Origin of the sequence: Trichlorobacter lovleyi (genome assembly GCF_015239775.1) — a bacterium.
GTDB classification, from domain to species: Bacteria; Desulfobacterota; Desulfuromonadia; order Geobacterales; family Pseudopelobacteraceae; genus Trichlorobacter; species Trichlorobacter lovleyi_B.
The window spans coordinates 390,072-409,171 of the sequence record NZ_CP058409.1 but is presented as its reverse complement, the minus strand read 5'-3'; the positions used below and the strand labels follow the sequence as shown (position 1 = coordinate 409,171).

Below are 19,100 nucleotides of genomic sequence, written 5' to 3'. Positions count from 1 at the left end.
TTACACTACAGCCCTGTTGTACGTGACTTGATCTTTTCCGAGCCCTATCAGTTTCTTCCTGAAGTTTTCCTCTCCAAGTTTATTCCTCCGCAAAACCAAGCCTAGCACGCTACGGAGGGAGCAGTTCGCCCTGATCCACAGGGACACCTGCGTCCATTTCCCGTCGTAGTACGCCTACAACCGCTGTTCAGCCGATCATACAACTGAATAAAAGGAGAACATCTCTTGAGCAGAACACTACGCGCACAGGGAGCATTATCCCTGTTGACAGTCATTTTCGTCATGGCCCTGTCCAGCACGGCCTGGGCGGTAGAGTCAACACTCTCGTTGTCCCATGTCATTGCACTTTCGATGCAGCACAATGCCGAGCTGCGGGCGTTGCGCGAGGAGCTGGGTGTCCGCGACGCCGGTGTGACCAGAGCCGGTCTGCTGCCGAATCCAACCCTTGACCTTGAAGCCGGCACCGGCGCACTGACCGGCAGCAAAAATGAAAACAGCCTGGCACTTGGCCTGTCACAAGAGATCCCGCTTGTCGGCAAGCGCGGAAAACGCCTTTCAGTTGCCGAACAGGAACGGGATCTCTACCGCTGGCAGTTGCTGGATAAGGAGCGTCGGTTACGAGAAGAGGTGAAGACCGCCTTCTATGATGCCCTGCTGGCAAAAGAGCGCGTTGCGCTGGCTGACCGTTCCATTGCGCTCAACCGGCAACTCCTTGACGTAACCAAAGAACGCCTGTCCGCCGGAGACATCCCGGAACTGGAGATGAATCTCGTCAAGGTTGAACTGGCGCGGAGTGAAGGGGCCAGGATCGAAAGTGCGAAAACGATGCTCCAAAATCAGGCGCGACTCTGGACGCTGATGGGACTTGCCAGCGGCAGTCGGCCAGAAATCACCGGCACGCTGGACATCGGCACGCTGGTGGCGGGGACTCTGGCAGACCTGCAACAGCGTGCCAATGCCAACCGTCCTGACCTCAGGGCGCTTAAAGCGGAAAAAAAGCGGGGAGAGGCTGATATTACGCTTGCCCAAGCCGAAAAGATTCCCAACCTGACAGCAGGTCTGGTGCTGCGGCGTGACACGACCTCCATGGAAATCGCAGGCCAAGAAGGCAAGGATACCGCCTATACCGTTGGGATACGGCTCTCGATACCGATTCCGCTCTTTGACAGAAACCGGGCAGGCGTTCAAGAGGCAACTGCCAGGAAGAACAGCACTGAAAGCCGCTTAAACGGTACTTTCATGGCTGTGGAACGTGAAGTTGCTACCGCATATGCAACGTTTGAGCATGCCGTATCGGTGCTTTCTCTCTACAGAATCGACATAATCCCGCAACTTGAGGAAAACCTGAAGCTGACCCAGGAAGCTTACCGTCTGGGCGAAACCGGCATCATTGCAGTTATCCAGGAACAGAAAAAATTCTTTGAAGTGAGTGAAGGCCACCTGACGGCCCTGCGCGACCGGCAGGTAGCGTTGGTGAGGCTTGAGTCAGCCACTGCAACAGAACTCACCGGAGGTGAAAAGTGAAGAAAAGGACATTACTCGTCAGCTTGTTGCTGTTGGCAGCCATTGGCAGCGGACTGTATTACCGCATCACCACCCAAGGTGATGCAGAAAAGGCTGAACCAAAAGAAGCCGGCAGCAAAGATACAAAGGCTGAAAAGCACGAGGAAGACGGCAAGGTCAAAATGACCGCTGAGCTCCAGCAACAGAACGGCGTCGCGGTCGGAACAGCCGCAACACAGCGTCTTGCCGGTGTTATCAGCGCTACCGGCAAGGTTGATGTCAATAGCGACAGGATCGCCCATGTATCCCCCCGGATCTCCGGCAAGATCGTATCCGTCAGATCCTCGCTCGGGGATCAGGTCTCCGCTGGCCAGGTCCTGGTGACCCTGGACAGTGTGGAGCTTGGTGAGGCCTTGAACCGCTACCATCAATCAAAGACCAAACTGGCTCTGGCGCAATCCAGCATGGACCGGATCAAGCTCCTGGTGGACAAGAAGATTGCGGCACGCAAGGACATCCTTCTGGCTGAAACCGAATTCAAAACCGCCCAGACAGAACTCCATACCGATGAGGAACGGCTTGCCCTCTACGGCGTCTCTCTTGCTGACCTGACCAATACCCGGCATAGAAGCCCCTTGTTGCCGGTACGTTCACCAATCAGCGGCATCATTACAGAGAAGCACGCCATTGTTGGAGAATTGGCTGATCCTTCCAAAAACCTCTTCACCATTGCAGATCTTTCCTCGGTTTGGATCATGGTGGATATCAACGAAAAGGATCTGGCAAAGATCCATCGCGGCCAGATCGCCTCGGTTAGCGTGAGTGCCTTCCCGGACCTGAAGCTGCAGGGACGTATCACCTATATTGCCGATCTGGTGGATCAGAACACCCGCACGGTCAAGGCGCGTATCGAGGTGGCCAACCTGCAGCGTAAATTGAAACCGGAGATGTTCGCCAGCGTTGAGTTGAAACTTGCCGCAGATGCACCACCGGTACTGGCGGTACCGGAAGAGTCCCTGCAGGATCTGGACGGCAAAAAAGTGGTCTTTGTTGTGGAAGGTAAAGACACCTTTGTCCCGAGGCCGGTGCAGGCTGGCCGGATGGCAAACGGCAAGATTGAGATATTGTCCGGCTTGCAGGAAGGCGAGCTGTACGCGGTCAAGGGTGCCTTTATCCTGAAGTCAGAACTGAAAAAAGCTGAAATGAAGGATGAGCACTAACGTGGCTAGACACTCGACAATGGAAGCGAGGTTCCGATGCTGGAAAAATTAATTGCGTATACCTTACGTCAGAAGGGCATGGTTATCTTCCTGGCGCTGCTGATTATCACTTTTGGTTTGTACTCCTATAGCAGGCTGCCGATCGACGCCTTTCCGGATGTGACCAACATCCAAGTAGAGGTGGTCAGCCAGGCCGACGGCCTTTCAGCCGCCGAGATTGAAAGAAATGTGACGTATCCGATTGAGATGGCCATGCGCGGTTTGCCGGGTATCGAGCAGATGCGCTCGGTTACCAAGTTCGGTCTCTCCATCGTCACCATCGTTTTCAAGGACAATGTGGACATCTACTTTGCCCGTCAGCTGGTGTTTGAACGGCTGGCCGAGGCACGAGAAAAGCTGCCGAAAGGGGTCGAGGTCGCCATGGGTCCCATCGGCACCGCCATGGGGGAGATCTACCAGTACACCCTGGAAGGCACCATCCCCACGGACCCGCAGCAGAAGATCGCCTACCTGACCAATCTGCGCACCATCCAGGAGTGGATTGTTACCCCGCAGTTAAAAAGCGTGGCAGGGGTTAACGAGATCAACTCTTTTGGTGGTTACTTCAAGCAGTATCAGGTGCTGGTGTCGCCGGAAAAACTGGTGAAATACGGCTTGACCGTTGACGACGTCTACACCGCCATCGGCAACAACAACGAAAATGTAGGCGGCAATCTGCTGGAGCGTGGCAGCGACCAGTACATTGTCCGTGGAGTCGGATTGATTAAGGATGTAAGCGACATTGGCAATATCGTGCTGAAATCGGTTGGCGGTACCCCGACATACATTCGCGACGTGGCCGAGGTAAAAGTCGGTGAGGCGGTCCGGATGGGGGCTGCCATGAAAAACGGCAAGGATGAATGCGTCGGCGGCATTGTCATGATGCTGCGGGGCGAGAACAGCCGCGAGGTGGTCCGCCGGGTCGCAGACAAGGTTAAGGAGATCAACAAAAACAACATCCTGCCCGAGGGTATCAAGATCGTGCCGTACTATGACCGCAGCGATATCGTCAAGGCCAGTGTCGGTACGGTCAACAAAGCGCTGATCGAAGGGTCCATCCTGGTTCTGATTGTGCTCTATCTGCTCCTAAACAGCATCCGCGGGAGCATTGTCGTGCTCATCGCCCTGCCGCTGTCGCTGTTGGCCACCTTCATCATCATGAGGCTGACCGGTATTACTGCCAACCTGATGTCACTCGGTGGCCTTGCCATCTCCATCGGCATGATCATTGACACCACCATTATCCAGGTGGAGAACGTGCAACGGCATCTAAGTGAAGCCGGAGAACATCACCCCAAGCTGACAACCGTGTTGAAAGCGGTCATGGAAGTGCGCAAACCGAGTATCTTTGGTGAGCTGATCATTGCCATCACCTTTATCCCGATCCTGGCGCTGGAAGGGATTGAGGGGAAGATGTTCGGTCCGTTGGCCATCACCGTGACCGTAGCGCTCCTGGCCTCGCTGCTGCTTTCCATCTTCATCATCCCCGTACTCTGCAATCTGATTCTGAAGCCGCAGCCGGAACAGGAAAGCTTCATCATGAGGCATGCCAACCGGCTCTACCTGCCGCTGCTCAACTATGCCATGAACCAGAAACGGGTGGTACTGGGGGTGGCTGGGGCACTGCTGGTTATTTCGCTGGTGTTGGTGACGCGGCTGGGAACCGAGTTCATTCCGATTATGGATGAAGGCTCGTTTGACATGGATGTAGCCATGCTGCCGGGTGTCTCGCTGACCAAGGCCATGGAGGTTAACCAGCGTGTCGCAGAGAAACTCAAACAGTTCCCTGAACTGGATACCGTCATATCCCGTACCGGCCAGACCGGTGTGGCCCTTGACACACGCGGTGCCGACAAGACCGGCTATGTCGGAATCTTTAAACCAAAGGATCAGTGGAAGCGTGATCTGAACAAGGATGAACTCACCAACCGGATGCGTCAGGCGCTGGAATCGATCGCCGGTATTACAGTGGGGTTCAGTCAGCCGATCCAGTGCCGGATCGACGAGCTGGTGGCCGGTACCAGGGCACAGTTGATCGTCAAGCTGTTCGGTGAAGATATCGCTGTGCTCAGTGAAAAATCGCAGGAGATCGCCAGGGTGCTTGCAAGCGTGAAGGGCGGGACTGACCTGAACGCCGAGAAAGTATCCGGCCAACCCTATCTGACCGTTACGATCGACCGCGCGAAGATCGCACGCTACGGCCTGAATATCAACGATGTGCAGAAGGTCATCGAAATCGCGGTGGCCGGCAAGGCGGCGTCACAGCTGTACGAAGAGAACCGCAGTTTCCCGATCACCGTACGTTTGCCGGAAGAAAAAAGGAATTCCCTTGATGCCGTCAAGAACCTGCTGATCACCACCAAAAGCGGGGTGAACGTGCCGCTGGAACAGTTGGCCGATGTGGCGATGCGTGAAGGACCGGTCCAGATCAGCCGTCAGGACGGCGTCCGCAGGATCGGTATTGAGATGAACGTCACCGGCCGGGATATCGGCAGTTTTGTAGCCGAGGCCAAGCAGCAGATCAGGCAGAAGGTCAAGCTGCCACCCGGCTACTACCTGACCTGGGGCGGCCAGTTTGAAAATCAACAGCGAGCCATGCAACGGCTTATGATCATTGGACCGGTGGCGGTCGGCATGATCCTCTTGCTGCTGTATGTAACCTTCAGATCGCTTCGGCTGGCACTACTGGTCATCTCCAACCTGCCATTTGCCCTGATTGGCGGGGTGTTTTCGCTTTTCATCTCCGGGCAATATCTCTCAGTGCCAGCCTCAGTCGGTTTTGTGGTCCTGTTCGGGGTGGCGGTCTTGAACGGCCTGGTGCTGGTATCGCGCATCGCTCAGCTGCGTGATGAGGGGCTCGGGCTGGAGGAAGCGATCAGACAAGGGGCCACTGACCGTCTGCGGCCGGTCCTGATGACCGCCTCCATTGCGATCTTCAGCCTGATCCCGATGCTGCTGGCAAGCGGCACCGGTTCGGAGATCCAAAAACCTTTGGCAACCGTTGTCGTCGGCGGGCTTGTGACCTCAACGGTCTTAACACTTCTGATCATTCCGTCAGTATACAGCTGGTTTGAGAAGCGTAAAGCTGACGAGGAGATGTAGGTTCACAACCCTGCGAAGCAAAGGAAATATCATGAAAGAGATAAAAGCTATTATTCGACCGGCAAAACTATTGGACGTCACAACGGAACTCCACCAAATCGAGGGACTTCCCGGCGTAACAGTCTTCGAAATCAAGGGCTTTGGCAAGGGCAGAGCAAAGAATGCCAAGGACAAAGTCAGTTATGAAATGGTGGAGTTCATGCCGCGCATACAACTGGAAGTTGTGGTGGACGACGCAATGGTCGAGCGTGTCGTCACCATCATTCAGAAATATGCTCACACCGGCAATACCGGTGACGGCAAGATATTCGTATCGACCATTGATGACGTTGTGAAGATTCGAACCAACGAAAGAGGCATCGCCGCAATTTAACATTCTTCAAGCGTATAAAAGGGAGAACACTCATGAAAAAAATATATATGCTATTTGCCACGGCCGCCCTGCTTTCCGGGTGTGCCTCAACAGCAACCATCAATCGCCTCGAAACCCAAAATGGGCAGGGAGTGTTTCACGTCGTTGAGCAGCGTCGCTCGCAATCACCAGCCGGGTTCGGTGACCTACAGGTTACCCTCAACCTGAAGACAAGAAACCCCGGTAGTGTCCTCATCGATACGACCGGTTACGGTACGGAAAAATATCAACTGCTGATTGGCGTCAATGGACAAACGCAACGGGTAACCGGCGCCATGAAACAGGAAGTTGGCGAGTACCGTGGCAGCATGGATCCTGAAGCCGGCAACGGAACGCGCTACCGTTTTGCAACCACCCTGCGGCTGCCGATAGGGCCCCATCAGGTTACCTTTGCGCTGCCGGTTGACGGTGTTGTGCTGGAGCATGAGGTGATAGTCGGGCAAGGAGCAAATGCAATTGAGCTTAAACCGGTATACCGGGCCAAAGGGAACCACCGCCTGCTGGGGTTCCATGGCGATAGAACCTTCTATGGCGGTGTTAAGACACTGATTGCAGCAAAACAGTGCTGACACTCCTTGCGGCAACCAGACCGGCCCTGAAAACAGGGCCGGCTTTTTTCAAGCGGGCTGATCCGCTTGGAGGTCTGGACAATCTGCCAAGGACGTTGCGGGGGGACTAATCACCATCAGGAGACAGGGGCTGACACGTCATTCACCATCCTGATTAGCGTCAAAGCTTCCGCTTTACCCTTCTCCCTTGAGGGAGAAGGGGACCAAAGGCCGGATGAGGGGGATGAGGTCAAACACTATCCATCAGTTTCCCCCTCACCCTGGCCCTCTCCCTCAGGGAGAGGGGATACATACTGATACGGCGGAAGATCAGCGCTAATCTGATTCACCATGAACCGTTTCCGCTATTCTCACCGGCACGGCAATCCTGAAACGGGTGCCGCCAGGACAGTGTTCCACCGTAATCGTACCGTTAAAATTACCCTCGATGATCTTTTTGGAAATATACAACCCCAACCCTGTTCCCTGTGCCTTGTGCTTGGTGGTAAAATACGGATCAAAGACCTTGTCGACAATATCGGCTGCAATGCCGCCGCCATTATCTTCCACGACGATTACAAGCACCCCCTGAGCCTGCTGCGACGTCACCGTGATGACCGGCGTAGCCACCGCCCGTGCCAGCAGTATATCCCGGGCATTATTCAGGATGTTCAGAATGACCTGGGAAAAGTCGTTTGGCTGCCCCTGCAGCAGGCACTCCGGCTGAAGATCGAGCCTCAGACTGATTCCGGCTGCCTGCAGAGAGGCCTTGAGCAGCTCCACTGTTGCGACAATGCAGACAGATGGGTCAAACTGCTGCAACGACCGGTCCTTTTTAAAAAAATCACGGAATGTATCAATGGTTTTTGACATATGCAGGATGGTCCGCATGCAGTCATCGCTAAACTCGTCAATCCGACTGCCGTCCAGCAGCTTGTCGTCATATTCAAGTCTGAGCGTCTGAATCATGATACCCAGTTCATTCAGGGGTTGCCGCCACTGATGGGCAATGTTCGACAGCATCTCTCCCATGGCGGCAAGGCGCCCCTGCTGGATCATGAGGGCATCCTTCTCGCGGTTCTTGGCCAGCTCTTCTAGTACCCGTGCCTCCAGTGTCAGGTTAAGTGCCTCAAGCTGGGTCTGTTTGACCTGCAGGTTATGCTCTGCCAGTACCCGTTCGCCGATCTCCTGTTCCAGCAGTAGCGCCTTTTCATGCAGCTCTTCCTGCGCATGCTGGCGCTCTGCGATCTCATCTTCAAGCAGACGGGCCCGTTCATGCAGGCTTTCAGACATCTGCTGCAGGCTGTCTGCCAGGGCATTGAATTCGACAATGGTCGAGTGCGGCCAGTCGGTTGCCTCTCCGCCACGGGTGACCAGCTGCGCATGTTCAGCCAGTGATTCAAAACGTTGCGACATCCGGCGGGTCAGGACCATGGCCACACCAAAGGCGGCCAGGGTGGTGGCGGCAAGTGTTACGGCCATGATCCCCAGCGACGTCCAGAGCTGACGATAGGCAGCATGCCTGGGACGGGCCACCAGAATCCACCAGTCAACCGTGTTGATTTTATGCAGGCTGCCCACCATCTCGATCCCGTTCAGCACCAGACTGCCACGCACCTCTTTGGTTGACGTAAGACGTTCATGGATCAGCGGGATATTATTCAGATTCAACTGCTGGGCGGTCCAAGTCCCTGCCTGGTCGGCAACGACCTGTCCGTGCCGGTCAATCAGCATGATCAGCTGCTCGGAGCCGGGGGTTGTCTGATGCAGAAACTCACTCAGATGGGCAAGATCAAACTCCTCAATCACCACGTTACTGCCTGCAGGCATTGCCACGGCAACCGACAGGCCGCCGCCCACCACGGAAAGAAAGCTGTCGGACCACTGTTCCGTGCCGCTGGCGCGCGCCTTCTGGAACAGTTCGTTACGGGAAAGATCCAGCCCGAGCAGGTCGCCCTGCAAGGCCTTGGACATATTACTGACTCCAACGGCCCGTACCCGGCCTGTTGCATCAACCAGGTACATGGCACGTAGCCGCTTGAGCAACTGCAGGTTGGTTGCAATCGCCTTCTGGACAACGGCAAGATCGGTCTGGCCGGTGACGGCTGCTACGGAAACAGCTGAAACCCGTGACGCCTTGAAGTAGGAATCAACCTGGCCGGCGATTGTTAACGCCAGTTGACGATGGTAGGAAGCGATCTCCTGCTCTGCCTCGGGCAGCAGCCACAGACTGCCCAGCAGCGCTGTCAATCCCAGGGGCAGCAGGGTGATCAGTGCCGCGAAGCGGACCAGCATATGACGCAGCGGACGTGCAACCATAGTAAATGCCTACTCCAGGGTTTGGTAGCTTCCGTTACGGATGACCGTCATCAAGGTTGCCCGGTTTGCATCACCAAAACGATCAATCTGGTACTTCTGCTGTACGCCCTGATAACTGTTCAGCCGGATCAGCGTCTGCTTGAGCATTTCACCCTCCCGACGTGCGCCATAAGCCTCCATGGCCGCCAGAGCGGCATCATACCCGGCAAGCCCGGCAAAACCCGGTTCCTGTCCGCCAAAGCGTTCATGGTACTGTTTCAGAAAGGCCTGATAACGCTCTGAGCGATCATTGCGATCAAGAAACTGGGAAACAACCACCCCCTCGGCAGCGCCCCCTGCCAGCTCGACAAACCGCTCGGTTGAGGCCCACTCGGCTAATCCTATTGCAACGACCGGATCCAGTTTGCGAATCTGCTGGCAGATCAGGGCGGCATCAATGGCATTACCGATAATCATCACCAGTTGCGGTTTGCTTTTCAGCAGTACGGTTGCCAGCTGATTGAATGAGGTTGCGGGAGAGGATTGGTAGGTTTGTACGGTCATGACTGAACCGCCATGCCGCTCAAACTCAGCCTTGAAATCATTCAACCAGCTTTCGGTGTAGGAACGGTTATTCAGGTCATAGATAACCGCCACGTTGCGCCGGCCAAGCTTCACGGCCTGGTAGACGGCTGCCTTGCTTGCGTAGGAACGGGTATCGCCGATCACCCGCAGAAAGTTATCGTCCTTACCGGTCAAGGCCGTGGTGGTCACGGTGGGGGAAAGCAGGACACACCTGGAGGCATTGATCTGCTCCAGCACCGCCATGGCAATGCTGCTGGTCATGGGGCCGATGATCAGCTCCAGCCTGTTGTTCAACAGCTCGGCAACGGCTTTTTGGGCAATTTCAGGATTTTGCCCGTCATCCTTTACCACCAGCTCCACTGTCCGCCCATGAATGCCACCGGCAGCGTTTCTCTGCTCAATGGCCAGCATGGCACCATTGCGGCCGGCCACCCCCAGATCGGCGACCCGGCCTGACATGCCGCCAATAAAACCGATCCTGACCGGTTCCTTGGACGTACAGGCGGCCAGCAGGCCGAGGAGACAGCAGAAACCTACAACTATGCGAAACAGGGACATACCCTACCTCCAGCCCTTTGTCTGTCGTCTGAGAAGCTTACCGTAAAAGCCAAGCCTGTCAATGAAACGGCACACATCAGCTCCGCACAGCCTGAACCATCTGCTTTTGAAACAACAATGGCCGGGTAAATACCCGGCCATTGTTGTTTCAGACATCCATCCAATACGCATCAGCAGAAAAATCAACACGACGCCCTTCTTTCAGAACGCTTCCTGACCCTGCCCCTGACGCGGCACCCGGAGCAGAGGCTCCGGAACTCATTCATTGTTATTGTCAGCGTCACCCGGACGCTAGTAGGCGCTGCCTCAACAGTTGGCCACGACATTGATATCGTAGCCGTTTTGCTGAAACGCGGTCTTCAATGCGGTGCGTTGTTCCTTGGTCATCCCTTCGAGGGTTGCCAACAGGCGCTCCTTCACCTTGTTGCTGTTGCAGATGCCATCCTTCAGATCCTTCTGGAGCGCGTCCGGCAGTTGCGAGTCTTTCGCTATTTTTGCCATATCACCGGAATCGCACAGGATCCTGCGCAGTTCGGGCCCGGTGCTGGTCACATAAAAGTGCTTGGAGTCCTTGTAAACCAAAAAGTTACCGGAGCTGCAACCGGCCAGGCCAAAAGCTGCCACTGCCACTACGCCAAACTTCAGCCAGGAATGCATACGGGTCACCGTCCTTTCAGATAGCTGGTTATTTTTGCCCTGATCTGGGGTGAGCTCCAGTCCACGGCACCGAGCATCTTTTCACGCACCAGTCCGGTACGGTCAATAATAACACTGACCGGCTGTCCAAACAGGCCATAACTGTCAAAGTAGACATCCTTGTTGCTGTCAAGCACGACCGGAAACTCCAGCCTGAGCTTGCCGGCCAGTTCACGAACCGGCTTTTCAGCAGGATCAAGGGCAATGCCCAGCACCTGCAACCCCGCCTGTCTCTGATCTTTGTACAGATCGTTCAGTGATGGCAGTTCCTGTACGCAGGGGGGGCAGGTGGTGGACCAGAAGTTAAGCAGTACAAGCTTGCCCCGGTAGCCTGAAAGGGCTTGTCTGCCCCCCTGCAGGTCTTTGAGGGTAAAGTCAGGAGCCGGGGTGTTGAGTTTTACGGCCTGACAAGGAGTTGCAGAAAGTGTTAGCAGGTTGAGCATCAAAAGCAGAAAAACAAGAGCACATCGCATGTTGTAGCTCCTCTACAGTCTTCTCATTTCTTAAAAAGCCGATACAAACAGCCAAGTTTTTAATGAGTATAACTTGACAACAACAGTAGAGCAAGCAGGATTATCGAAGAGGCGACAGGCCGAACCACGCCATAAAAGAAAGGTCCGTCAGCCGTTTCTGCTGCTCTCTTTGCGTGCCTCTACGGCTACTGGATCGGGATCAGGGCATACCCTTTTGCTTGATAGCCGATTGATGAAATAAAGGTGTTTCCCACCAGCTTGACGCCTGATTCGATCTGGGCGTTGTCAACGTCAAACAGGCGTGTTGCCACCGCGCAGGCCTCAAACCTGACACCGTTCTTTGTAAGCTCTTTGATGAGTGCATCGGCAGTGTGCAAGGCCTGCTTCTGTTCAACAGTGAAGTTGGCGCGTTCAGTTGAAACCAGCATGACTGCCGTGCCGCGGAAGGCCACCACAAAGTCCGGCTTAACCTTCTGGGCCTTGAGGCTGTCAAAGGTCTCCTTGATTACCCCCAGGTACAACGGCAATTTGAGAGGATCGTTCAGGCTGATGTCAAAAAACGCCTTACCTCGTTTTAACCCGCTCAAGGCAGCGCTATCCTGCGGAACCGGTTGCGCGGCATGGGCAGGAAGCGTTACAGAAATCAGAAACAGTAACAACGGAATGGCTAGATACTTACGCATTGACAATACCCTCCTTTTTACCAAAAACGAACGCTCGTTCGCTTTTGGGTGAAATTTTTTTAGCTGCTGATCCCCCTCCAGCTCGCCTCCCAGACTTCTTCAAGATAACTGGTTGCCGGCTGCTGCAGTACGTCATCAAGACACATCTGAATCAGGCGGATAACACCACCGAACAGCGCCAGGCTTGCCGCAATAGGATCCATAGGCCGGATTTCTCCGCTGGCGATGCCGTCCCGTACGATCTCCTGCATCAGCTCGAATGGGCGGGAGGAACAGATCGGGGGCGCTTCGGGTAAAAACTCGTGATGACGGGCGTGGAGAATGAATTTAACCTTTTCCGGTTCTTGCTGTGCGGCCTGACAAAGCTGTTCAGCCACTGACCAGCCACGCAGGCGGGATGATTTGTGCTCGCTACTGGCAGAGGCGACAAGTTCGGTCATACGGGCCATCAGCTCATCGTACAGGGCCCGTGCAATGGCTTCCTTGCTGCTAAAGTGATGGTATATCGAGCCGATGCTCAGGTCAGCGGCACGCCGGATGTCGTGGACCGATGTGGCAAAATAGCCATGAGCCACAAACAAATGCAGTGCCGTGGTGAGAATCAGTTCTCTGGCATGTTCAGCCTTAGGCGGTTTACGTGGAGTCACGCAGGGGGCTCTCTCTCAATAAGAACGAACGTTCGGTCAACAATAGACTGGGCAACAAGAAATGTCAAGTGTGTCGCCAGGCTATTCGCCGAACACCTCGGCAGAGAAGATATAGATCTCACAATCCTTCTTCCAGGCCGTCTCCGGCAGGCCGGCCTTCAGGCAGGTATGGCGCAGGAAGGTCTCCCGATCCCAGCCATATTCGGTGGCCACCTGGGGCAGCAACACACCATGGGCATGTCCTTTGATCAGGTAGAGGCCATGTCTGCCGACCTGAATCTCTTCAATGGACTGAACCAGCTGTAACGGCGAGAGTACCGAAATCTCCAGCTGAAACTCAGCCAGGTCAGCCGGTCGCATCGGGTAAAAACGAGGATCACGGGTGGCAGCCGAGACCGCCATCTCCCGCACGGTCTGCCAGAGCGGCTGCTGGGCCACAAAACTGCCGATACAGCCCCGCAGCTGTCCCTGCTGTTTGATGGTCACAAAGCAGCCCGAATGGGACAGCAGGGTCTCCGACGGTTTTTCAAGCACAGGCAGGGGCTGACCATGAACCTGCGCAACGATGGTCGCCCTGGCGAGCTGCAGCAACACCTTCTGTTCTGTCTTTTTCATCTCTCCCCCTAGCGGTACTGTTTCCGCCGGAAAAGACCGGTGGAAACACTGATGATCCGATCCAGAAAAAGCAGACCATCCAGATGGTCCATCTCATGCTGGATCGCCACCGCCTCAAACCCGGAGGCAGCCACCTCCCGCTGCTGGCCGCTCCGGCTATCCAGAAAACGGACCGTTATCTCCGTGGCACGCTCAACATCGCCGGTATAATCCGGCACGCTCATGCAGCCTTCCCGCATCACCGCCAGGCCAGAACGGCTGATGATCTCCGGGTTGACCATACAGAGCAGGCCGTGGTTGTTATCTTTGCCGTGACGGCTGTTGGAGACATCCACCACGCAGACCCGCAACCCCACGCCGATCTGGGGCGCAGCCACCCCGACCGAGCCGGGACCGGCCTGCATGGTATCAAGCAGATCCTGCACCAGGGTATGGACCGCTGCATCCAGGGCATCAACATGATGAGCCATCTTTTTCAGCAGCGGATGCGGGTATTTCAGGATCGGTTGAACCGCCATTACAGCTCCACCGGCGTAACGGTCCGCACGCTGATCTCAACCTGCAGCTCCTGCTTCAGGCCGTTTAAGAGCCGCTCCACCTCTTCCGGCGCAAGACCGTCAGGCAGGACCGCCTCCAGCAGCATGATATAGACCGGTTCCTGCTCTGTGCCGGCCAGCTTGGTCTGCAGATCCATGATATTGATCTGATGCGTTGCCAGCGTATTGGTCACCCGATAGACAATCCCCGGCTGATCGGCACCATAGACCGTGATCTGGCAGATCTCACCGGCAGTCTCCTTGCGATCCTCTTCACCCAGCGGCAGATGACGTACGGACAGGGTCATGGCCATCCGTTCGCAGACCGGCTTCAACTCTTCAATCAGATTGGCCTTGGTAAACGGCTTGCGGTGAGAGACGATCAGGATCATGGCAAATTCGCCGGCCAGCATGGCACAGCTGGAGTCGGCGATATTGCAGCCCAGTTTGAAGAGGGCCCCGGTCACCCCGGCAACAATGCCGGGACGGTCAGCACCGACAACTGAAACAGCATAGTGGGTCAACTCGCGATGGGGCATGGCGCTCTCCCGGCAGGAATAGAGTGTGTAATGGCTGGTGCGGACTGGTTACCATTATTACAACTGTGCTGCAACGGTTTTTGACGATTGACAAGCAGCGGGCCCCTCTTTAGACTGGCCGTTCCCATGAACAAAGAACAGATAAAACAGCGGATGAAGGCTATTCTGGCCCTGGACAGCCACCCCGGCCATATTGCGACCGGTTTTGCCGTCGGGGTCTTTATCAGCTTTACCCCGTTTTTCGGCCTGCATACCCCCCTGGCCATTGCCGCAGCCTTTCTGTTCCGCCTGAACAAACTGACCACCATCACCGGCGCCTGGGTCAACACCCCCCTTACCGTTGGGCCGGCCCTGATAGCCAGTTTCAAGCTGGGACGTTTTCTGCGGGGACTGCCCCCCAAACCTTTTGTCTTCGCACATCTTGAGTGGCAGGAACTGAAGGTCTATTCCAAATCGCTCCTGCTCGGCAGCTCAGTCATCGGCATTGTAGCGGCCATCATCGCCTATTTTCTCTGTTACTGGCTGGTGGTGCGCTTCCGCCGCAAAGACCCGGGGCTGGCGGAACTGACCCGCGAATCAATCATAGTCGGCGAAGACCTTGAACAGGAGCAGAAACAGGAAAAAGAAATACCATGACCCGCGAACGGATCATTGAACGGGTACGTAAACTGCTGGCCCTCTCAAACAGCAGTAACGAGCATGAAGCAGCCCTGGCCGCGGCCCATGCCCAACGTCTGCTGGCTGAACATAACCTGGCCATGTCTGAACTGGAGATGCAGGAGGAAGGGGCTGGCGAGGTTGAACTGAAGGTGGCCAAGACCGTCCCCAAGTGGCTGTCATCGCTGTTTGCCACCGTGGCCAACGCCTTTGACTGTTTTCCGATTGTCACCACCAATCAGGAGCACAGCCGCCTGCGTTTCATCGGGGTTGGGGAAGATCCGGGGGTGGCGGCCTGCACCCTGCAGTACCTGATCAAGGAGCTGCGCAGACTGGCCTCGGGCTACCTGAGCAGCCTGGAGCTGCGTGATGCCAGGTTGCCTGCCGCGGACCGCCAGAGAATTCGTACCTCCTACCTGCTGGGTGGTGTGCACGGGGTCCGTCAGGCCATGACAGCGCAGAAGGCTCAGACCCCCACCACCAGCAAGGCGCTGGTGCCGGTTAAGGATGCCCTGATCCGGCAGTACCGGGAAGAACATGTCGGTGAGCTGAGAACCCGGCGCAGCCGCAGCTCCACCGTGGTCTCAGAGGCCTTCCATCAGGGCCGGCAGGATGGCGCCTCGCTGCAGCTTAACCCCGGCCTGAAAACCCTCCCCGAGGAGTAATCCCCCATGAACCTGCTGCATGCCGCCCTGCTGGGCCTGATTCAGGGCGCCACCGAAGTTCTGCCGATCAGCAGTTCCGGCCATCTGATCCTGATTCCTCGCCTGCTGGGCTGGCCCGATTCCGGGCTGACCTTTGATGTCGCCCTGCACCTTGGTACCTTTTTGGCCATTTTCATCTACTTCCGCAAAGACGTTGTTACCCTGGTACAGGATGGCCTGACCGGTTTTTACCAGCCTGAAGCCCCCCGCAGGCTGCGGCTGCCCTGGATGATCGTACTGGCCTCGATACCAGCCGCCATTGCCGGTAAAACCCTTGAACAGCCGATTGAAGAATTCTTCCGCAGCAGCCCGTTGATGATCGCCCTGATGCTGATCCTGTTCGGACTGGGGTTGGGACTGACTGACCGTTACGGCAAAAAGCTGCACGACGTCGCTTCAATCACCCTGGGCACGGCCATGCTGGTGGGCTGTTTTCAGTGTCTGGCCCTGGTACCGGGTGTATCACGCTCCGGCATCACCATCACTGCAGGCCTGCTGCTGGGACTGGCCCGGACCGATGCGGCCCGTTTCTCGTTCCTGCTCTCGCTGCCGATCGTGTTTGGTGCAGCCCTGTTGAAAGGGCTCCACCTGCTGAAGCATGGCATTGAACCGGGCATGGCCCAACCGATGCTGGTGGGGGTAGTGGTTTCGGCCGTTGTCGGTTACCTCAGCGTTGCCTTTTTGCTGAAGTTTGTACAAAACCGTACGCTCTGGCCGTTTGTCTGGTACCGAGTCGCTGCCGGTATCGGCATCATGGCGCTCTTGGGGGCCGGTCTGCTGTCATGAGCACCACGGCCATCAAAGACTGGCCGGAGGATGAACGGCCACGGGAAAAGCTGTTTAAGCGCGGCGCAGCAGCCCTGTCCGATGCAGAGCTGCTGGCCCTGGTACTGCGTACCGGCGATGCCGCGGCGGGCAAGAGCGCCATTGATCTGGGGCGGGAACTTTTGGAGCGGTTTGACGGCAACCTGCGGGAGCTGGCCCAGGCTGAACTGAATGAACTGCAACAGATTAAGGGACTGGGATTGGCAAAGGCGGCCTCGATCAAGGCCGCCTTTACGCTGGGAAGCCGTTTTCAGGCCCGGCGGCTGGAGACGCTGGAGCGTTTTACCTCACCGGCCCAGGTCTTTGACTTTTTTCACCATGAACTGCGGGACAACCGCAGGGAGCTGTTTCTGGCACTGTTGCTGGACGGCAAGAACCGGATCAGCCGCAAGGTGCAGGTATCGGAAGGCAGCCTGAATCAATCCATCGTCCATCCACGGGAGGTCTTTGCCCCGGCAGTGCGGGAATCGGCCGCTGCCGTGATCTTCATCCACAACCACCCCTCCGGTGATCCGGCCCCCAGCCGGGAGGACCGCGAGGTCACCCGGCGCCTGAAAGAGGCCGGTGAGATCCTGGGGATCAAGGTGCTGGATCATATCATCATCGGGGATGGTGCCTACTTCAGCTTCGTCGAATCAGGGCTGCTCTAGAACTGCTGCGTTGCGCGGCACTCACTCCCCCGTCTGCCTGATTCGGCATGTCCCGGTCGCTACACGCCAGGCGCCCTGTATCCGGCCGTCCCCATGAGGTTTTACTCTTTTCCCAATTCGTCCATCAGCTCAAGGGCAAAATTCTTGGCCCTGCCGGCCGGGGCGATCACCCCGTAGGCCATGGCCTCCTTCAGTTCGGCGCTCCCGGCGCCGGCTTCCTTCGCCAGGGCGAAGTGTTTCTTCAGTCAGGTGGGGCACCCGACCGCCACGGCGCAGCCCACCCGGATCAATTCACGGGTCTTGATATCCAGCACCTCTTCATACTCAAAATCGGCAAACAGTTTTTTGCGAATCTTCATGGTTATACCCTCTCGAGATATGCCATTGCCCGCCCCACGGTGGCCTGCGAGGCCGCTACGCAGTCGTTGAGTCCGACTCCTTTAAAGGCGTTGCCGGTCAGCAGCAGGCCAGGCAGACTGGACAAACGTCCTTCAATCGCCTCCAGGCGTTTACCATGCCCCACCGTGTATTGCGGGATCGCCTGTTGATGACGGATGATCCGGCTGAAGCAGGGGGACTGCGTGATCCCCATGGCAGCCTGGAGATCATCCCGCACCCGCTGCAGCAGTTCAGACTCCGGCAGTTCCATCAATTCCGGGCGGCAGGCGCCACCGGCCATGCTGCGCAAAAGCGCCATGCCACCTGGCGCCCGTTCCTCAAACATGCTGGAATCCCAGAGGGTACCCAGCACGGTACGTCCTTCCTCCTTGGGCACCAGATAACCAAAACCATCCAGCGGGTGCCCCAGACCTTCCTTCTTGAAACCGCAGCAGACCACATTCAGGGTGGAATAGAGGATCTGTCGCAAGGTAGCAACCAGGCTGGCATCAACCCCCTCCAGCATGCCGGCGGCAGCAAAGGCCGGCGCTGCCGAGATCACCAGATCAGCCTGCAGCGTTTCGCCAGCCGTGGTTCTGACCTCCCAGCCGTCACCTGACCTGGTAACCGCTGCCACCGCAACTCCGGTCCTGACCCGCCCCCCCAGTTGCGCAGCCAGGGTATCAGTCAGGAACTGGATCCCCTCTTTAAATGAGGTCAGGGTGCCGCCCGGCCCGGCAGCAGAGCTGCTGATCTTGCCTTCCTTGCGTTCCTGTTTCTTTTTCTTCGCCAGGGCCAGCATGGCCACAAACAGGCCGCCGTATTCCCGCTCCAGCTCAGCAATGCGGGGAAAGCAGGAGACCAGCGACATGGTTTCAGGATCTCCGGCAAAGATGCCGGAGGCCATCGGTGCGATCAGTTTCTGCAGTGCCTCTGCGCCGAGACGGCGACGGCCAAAGGCTGCCAGGCTTTCGTCACTGCCCGGCGGGTTGGCGGCAAAGGGTTCCCCCAGCAGCCTCAGCTTGCCGGGCCAGGAAAGCAGGCGGCTCTTCAGGAAGGAAGGGCCGTTTTCCGGCAGGCGGTGCAGCTCACCACCGGTGAATATATAGCGTTTGCGGGCATTATCGTTACTGCGGTGCAGACGGTCCGTTATCCCCAAGGCCGCGCAGAGTTCCAGGGTCTGGGGCTTGCTATCCAGAAAACCGTTGGGGCCCCACTCGCACAGAAAGCCCTCTTCGCGAACCGACTTGATCTTGCCGCCGGGCTGCTGCTCCTGCTCAAGCAGACAGAGATCAAGGCTTATCCCGGCCTCTCTGGCCCGCTTGTCCAGCAGCCAGGCCGTGGAAAGACCGGATATGCCGCCGCCAATCACCAGTACTTTTTTCATGATACTCCCCTCGCACTGTGGTAACGATAGATAGTACGGCGCACC

Annotated in this window: 20 protein-coding genes; 9 read left to right on the top strand and 11 right to left on the bottom strand. The window is 56.7% G+C overall.

Going from position 1 to position 19,100, the window contains the following annotated elements; genetic code table 11:
- The first annotated feature begins 264 nt into the window (after positions 1-264).
- Genes FY034_RS02005 through FY034_RS01985 form a run of 5 tightly spaced genes read left to right on the top strand, consistent with a single transcriptional unit; the run spans position 265 to position 6,845 of the window.
- Positions 265-1,524, top strand: a complete 1,260-nt coding sequence (locus FY034_RS02005) for a TolC family protein (protein ID WP_265553364.1) — start codon at positions 265-267, stop codon at positions 1,522-1,524.
- Positions 1,521-2,723: an efflux RND transporter periplasmic adaptor subunit gene (locus tag FY034_RS02000; protein WP_012468621.1), complete on the top strand. Its 1,203-nt coding sequence runs from the start codon at positions 1,521-1,523 to the stop codon at positions 2,721-2,723. The genes FY034_RS02005 and FY034_RS02000 overlap by 4 nt, the downstream gene beginning before the upstream one ends.
- Before the next feature lie 36 nt (positions 2,724-2,759).
- On the top strand, positions 2,760-5,864 hold the full coding sequence (locus FY034_RS01995) for an efflux RND transporter permease subunit (protein ID WP_012468620.1): 3,105 nt from the start codon (positions 2,760-2,762) through the stop codon (positions 5,862-5,864).
- A 31-nt stretch (positions 5,865-5,895) separates the two neighbouring features.
- Positions 5,896-6,237, top strand: a complete 342-nt coding sequence (locus FY034_RS01990) for a P-II family nitrogen regulator (protein WP_012468619.1) — start codon at positions 5,896-5,898, stop codon at positions 6,235-6,237.
- Positions 6,238-6,269: 32 nt separating this feature from the next.
- Positions 6,270-6,845, top strand: a complete 576-nt coding sequence (locus FY034_RS01985; protein ID WP_012468618.1) for a hypothetical protein — start codon at positions 6,270-6,272, stop codon at positions 6,843-6,845.
- A gap of 315 nt (positions 6,846-7,160) precedes the next feature.
- On the opposite strand, the gene FY034_RS01980 is transcribed toward FY034_RS01985, so the two are convergent.
- The 9 genes from FY034_RS01980 to FY034_RS01940 all read right to left on the bottom strand — a co-directional run bounded on the left by FY034_RS01980 (position 7,161) and on the right by FY034_RS01940 (position 14,454).
- Positions 7,161-9,143: a sensor histidine kinase gene (locus tag FY034_RS01980; RefSeq protein ID WP_012468617.1), complete on the bottom strand. Its 1,983-nt coding sequence runs from the start codon at positions 9,141-9,143 to the stop codon at positions 7,161-7,163.
- A 9-nt stretch (positions 9,144-9,152) separates the two neighbouring features.
- A complete protein-coding gene (locus FY034_RS01975) occupies positions 9,153-10,265 on the bottom strand; it encodes an ABC transporter substrate-binding protein (protein WP_265553360.1) in 1,113 nt (370 codons plus the stop codon).
- A 306-nt stretch (positions 10,266-10,571) separates the two neighbouring features.
- Entirely contained in the window at positions 10,572-10,922 is a 351-nt protein-coding gene (locus FY034_RS01970) for a hypothetical protein (protein WP_265553358.1), read from the bottom strand.
- A gap of 5 nt (positions 10,923-10,927) precedes the next feature.
- On the bottom strand, positions 10,928-11,434 hold the full coding sequence (locus FY034_RS01965) for a peroxiredoxin family protein (RefSeq protein ID WP_265553356.1): 507 nt from the start codon (positions 11,432-11,434) through the stop codon (positions 10,928-10,930).
- A 185-nt stretch (positions 11,435-11,619) separates the two neighbouring features.
- Positions 11,620-12,117 carry a DsrE family protein gene (locus FY034_RS01960; RefSeq protein WP_265553355.1) on the bottom strand — a complete coding sequence of 166 codons (498 nt, stop codon included), beginning with the start codon at positions 12,115-12,117 and terminating at the stop codon, positions 11,620-11,622.
- A gap of 59 nt (positions 12,118-12,176) precedes the next feature.
- Entirely contained in the window at positions 12,177-12,764 is a 588-nt protein-coding gene (locus tag FY034_RS01955) for a TetR/AcrR family transcriptional regulator (protein ID WP_265553353.1), read from the bottom strand.
- An 81-nt stretch (positions 12,765-12,845) separates the two neighbouring features.
- Positions 12,846-13,379, bottom strand: coding sequence for an AmmeMemoRadiSam system protein A (amrA, locus tag FY034_RS01950; RefSeq protein WP_265553351.1), 534 nt, complete (start codon positions 13,377-13,379; stop codon positions 12,846-12,848).
- An 8-nt stretch (positions 13,380-13,387) separates the two neighbouring features.
- A complete protein-coding gene (def, locus tag FY034_RS01945) occupies positions 13,388-13,897 on the bottom strand; it encodes a peptide deformylase (RefSeq protein ID WP_265553349.1) in 510 nt (169 codons plus the stop codon).
- Complete coding sequence (locus FY034_RS01940) at positions 13,897-14,454, bottom strand: glycine cleavage system protein R (RefSeq protein ID WP_265553347.1); 558 nt, start codon at positions 14,452-14,454, stop codon at positions 13,897-13,899. Before FY034_RS01940 ends, def begins: the two co-directional genes overlap by 1 nt.
- A 126-nt stretch (positions 14,455-14,580) precedes the next feature.
- On the opposite strand from FY034_RS01940, the gene FY034_RS01935 reads away from it, so the two are divergent.
- The 4 genes from FY034_RS01935 to radC are packed head-to-tail and all read left to right on the top strand — an operon-like array spanning position 14,581 to position 17,290.
- Positions 14,581-15,090 (top strand): DUF2062 domain-containing protein, encoded by a 510-nt coding sequence (locus FY034_RS01935; protein ID WP_265553345.1) that lies wholly within the window; start codon positions 14,581-14,583, stop codon positions 15,088-15,090.
- The gene (locus FY034_RS01930; RefSeq protein WP_265553344.1) at positions 15,087-15,776 is read left to right on the top strand and encodes a DUF2786 domain-containing protein; all 690 of its coding nucleotides are present in this window, start codon (positions 15,087-15,089) and stop codon (positions 15,774-15,776) included. The genes FY034_RS01935 and FY034_RS01930 overlap by 4 nt, the downstream gene beginning before the upstream one ends.
- 6 nt (positions 15,777-15,782) lie before the next feature.
- Positions 15,783-16,601 carry an undecaprenyl-diphosphatase UppP gene (gene uppP / locus FY034_RS01925; RefSeq protein WP_265553342.1) on the top strand — a complete coding sequence of 273 codons (819 nt, stop codon included), beginning with the start codon at positions 15,783-15,785 and terminating at the stop codon, positions 16,599-16,601.
- Positions 16,598-17,290 carry a RadC family protein gene (gene radC, locus FY034_RS01920; RefSeq protein ID WP_265553340.1) on the top strand — a complete coding sequence of 231 codons (693 nt, stop codon included), beginning with the start codon at positions 16,598-16,600 and terminating at the stop codon, positions 17,288-17,290. Before uppP ends, radC begins: the two co-directional genes overlap by 4 nt.
- 101 nt (positions 17,291-17,391) lie before the next feature.
- Here the strand turns inward: radC and FY034_RS01915 are convergent, their stop codons facing one another.
- Entirely contained in the window at positions 17,392-17,649 is a 258-nt protein-coding gene (locus FY034_RS01915) for a GSU3128 family (seleno)protein (protein WP_265553338.1), read from the bottom strand.
- Positions 17,650-17,651: 2 nt separating this feature from the next.
- Entirely contained in the window at positions 17,652-19,055 is a 1,404-nt protein-coding gene (hemG, locus tag FY034_RS01910) for a protoporphyrinogen oxidase (RefSeq protein ID WP_265553336.1), read from the bottom strand.
- Positions 19,056-19,100: the final 45 nt, after the last annotated feature.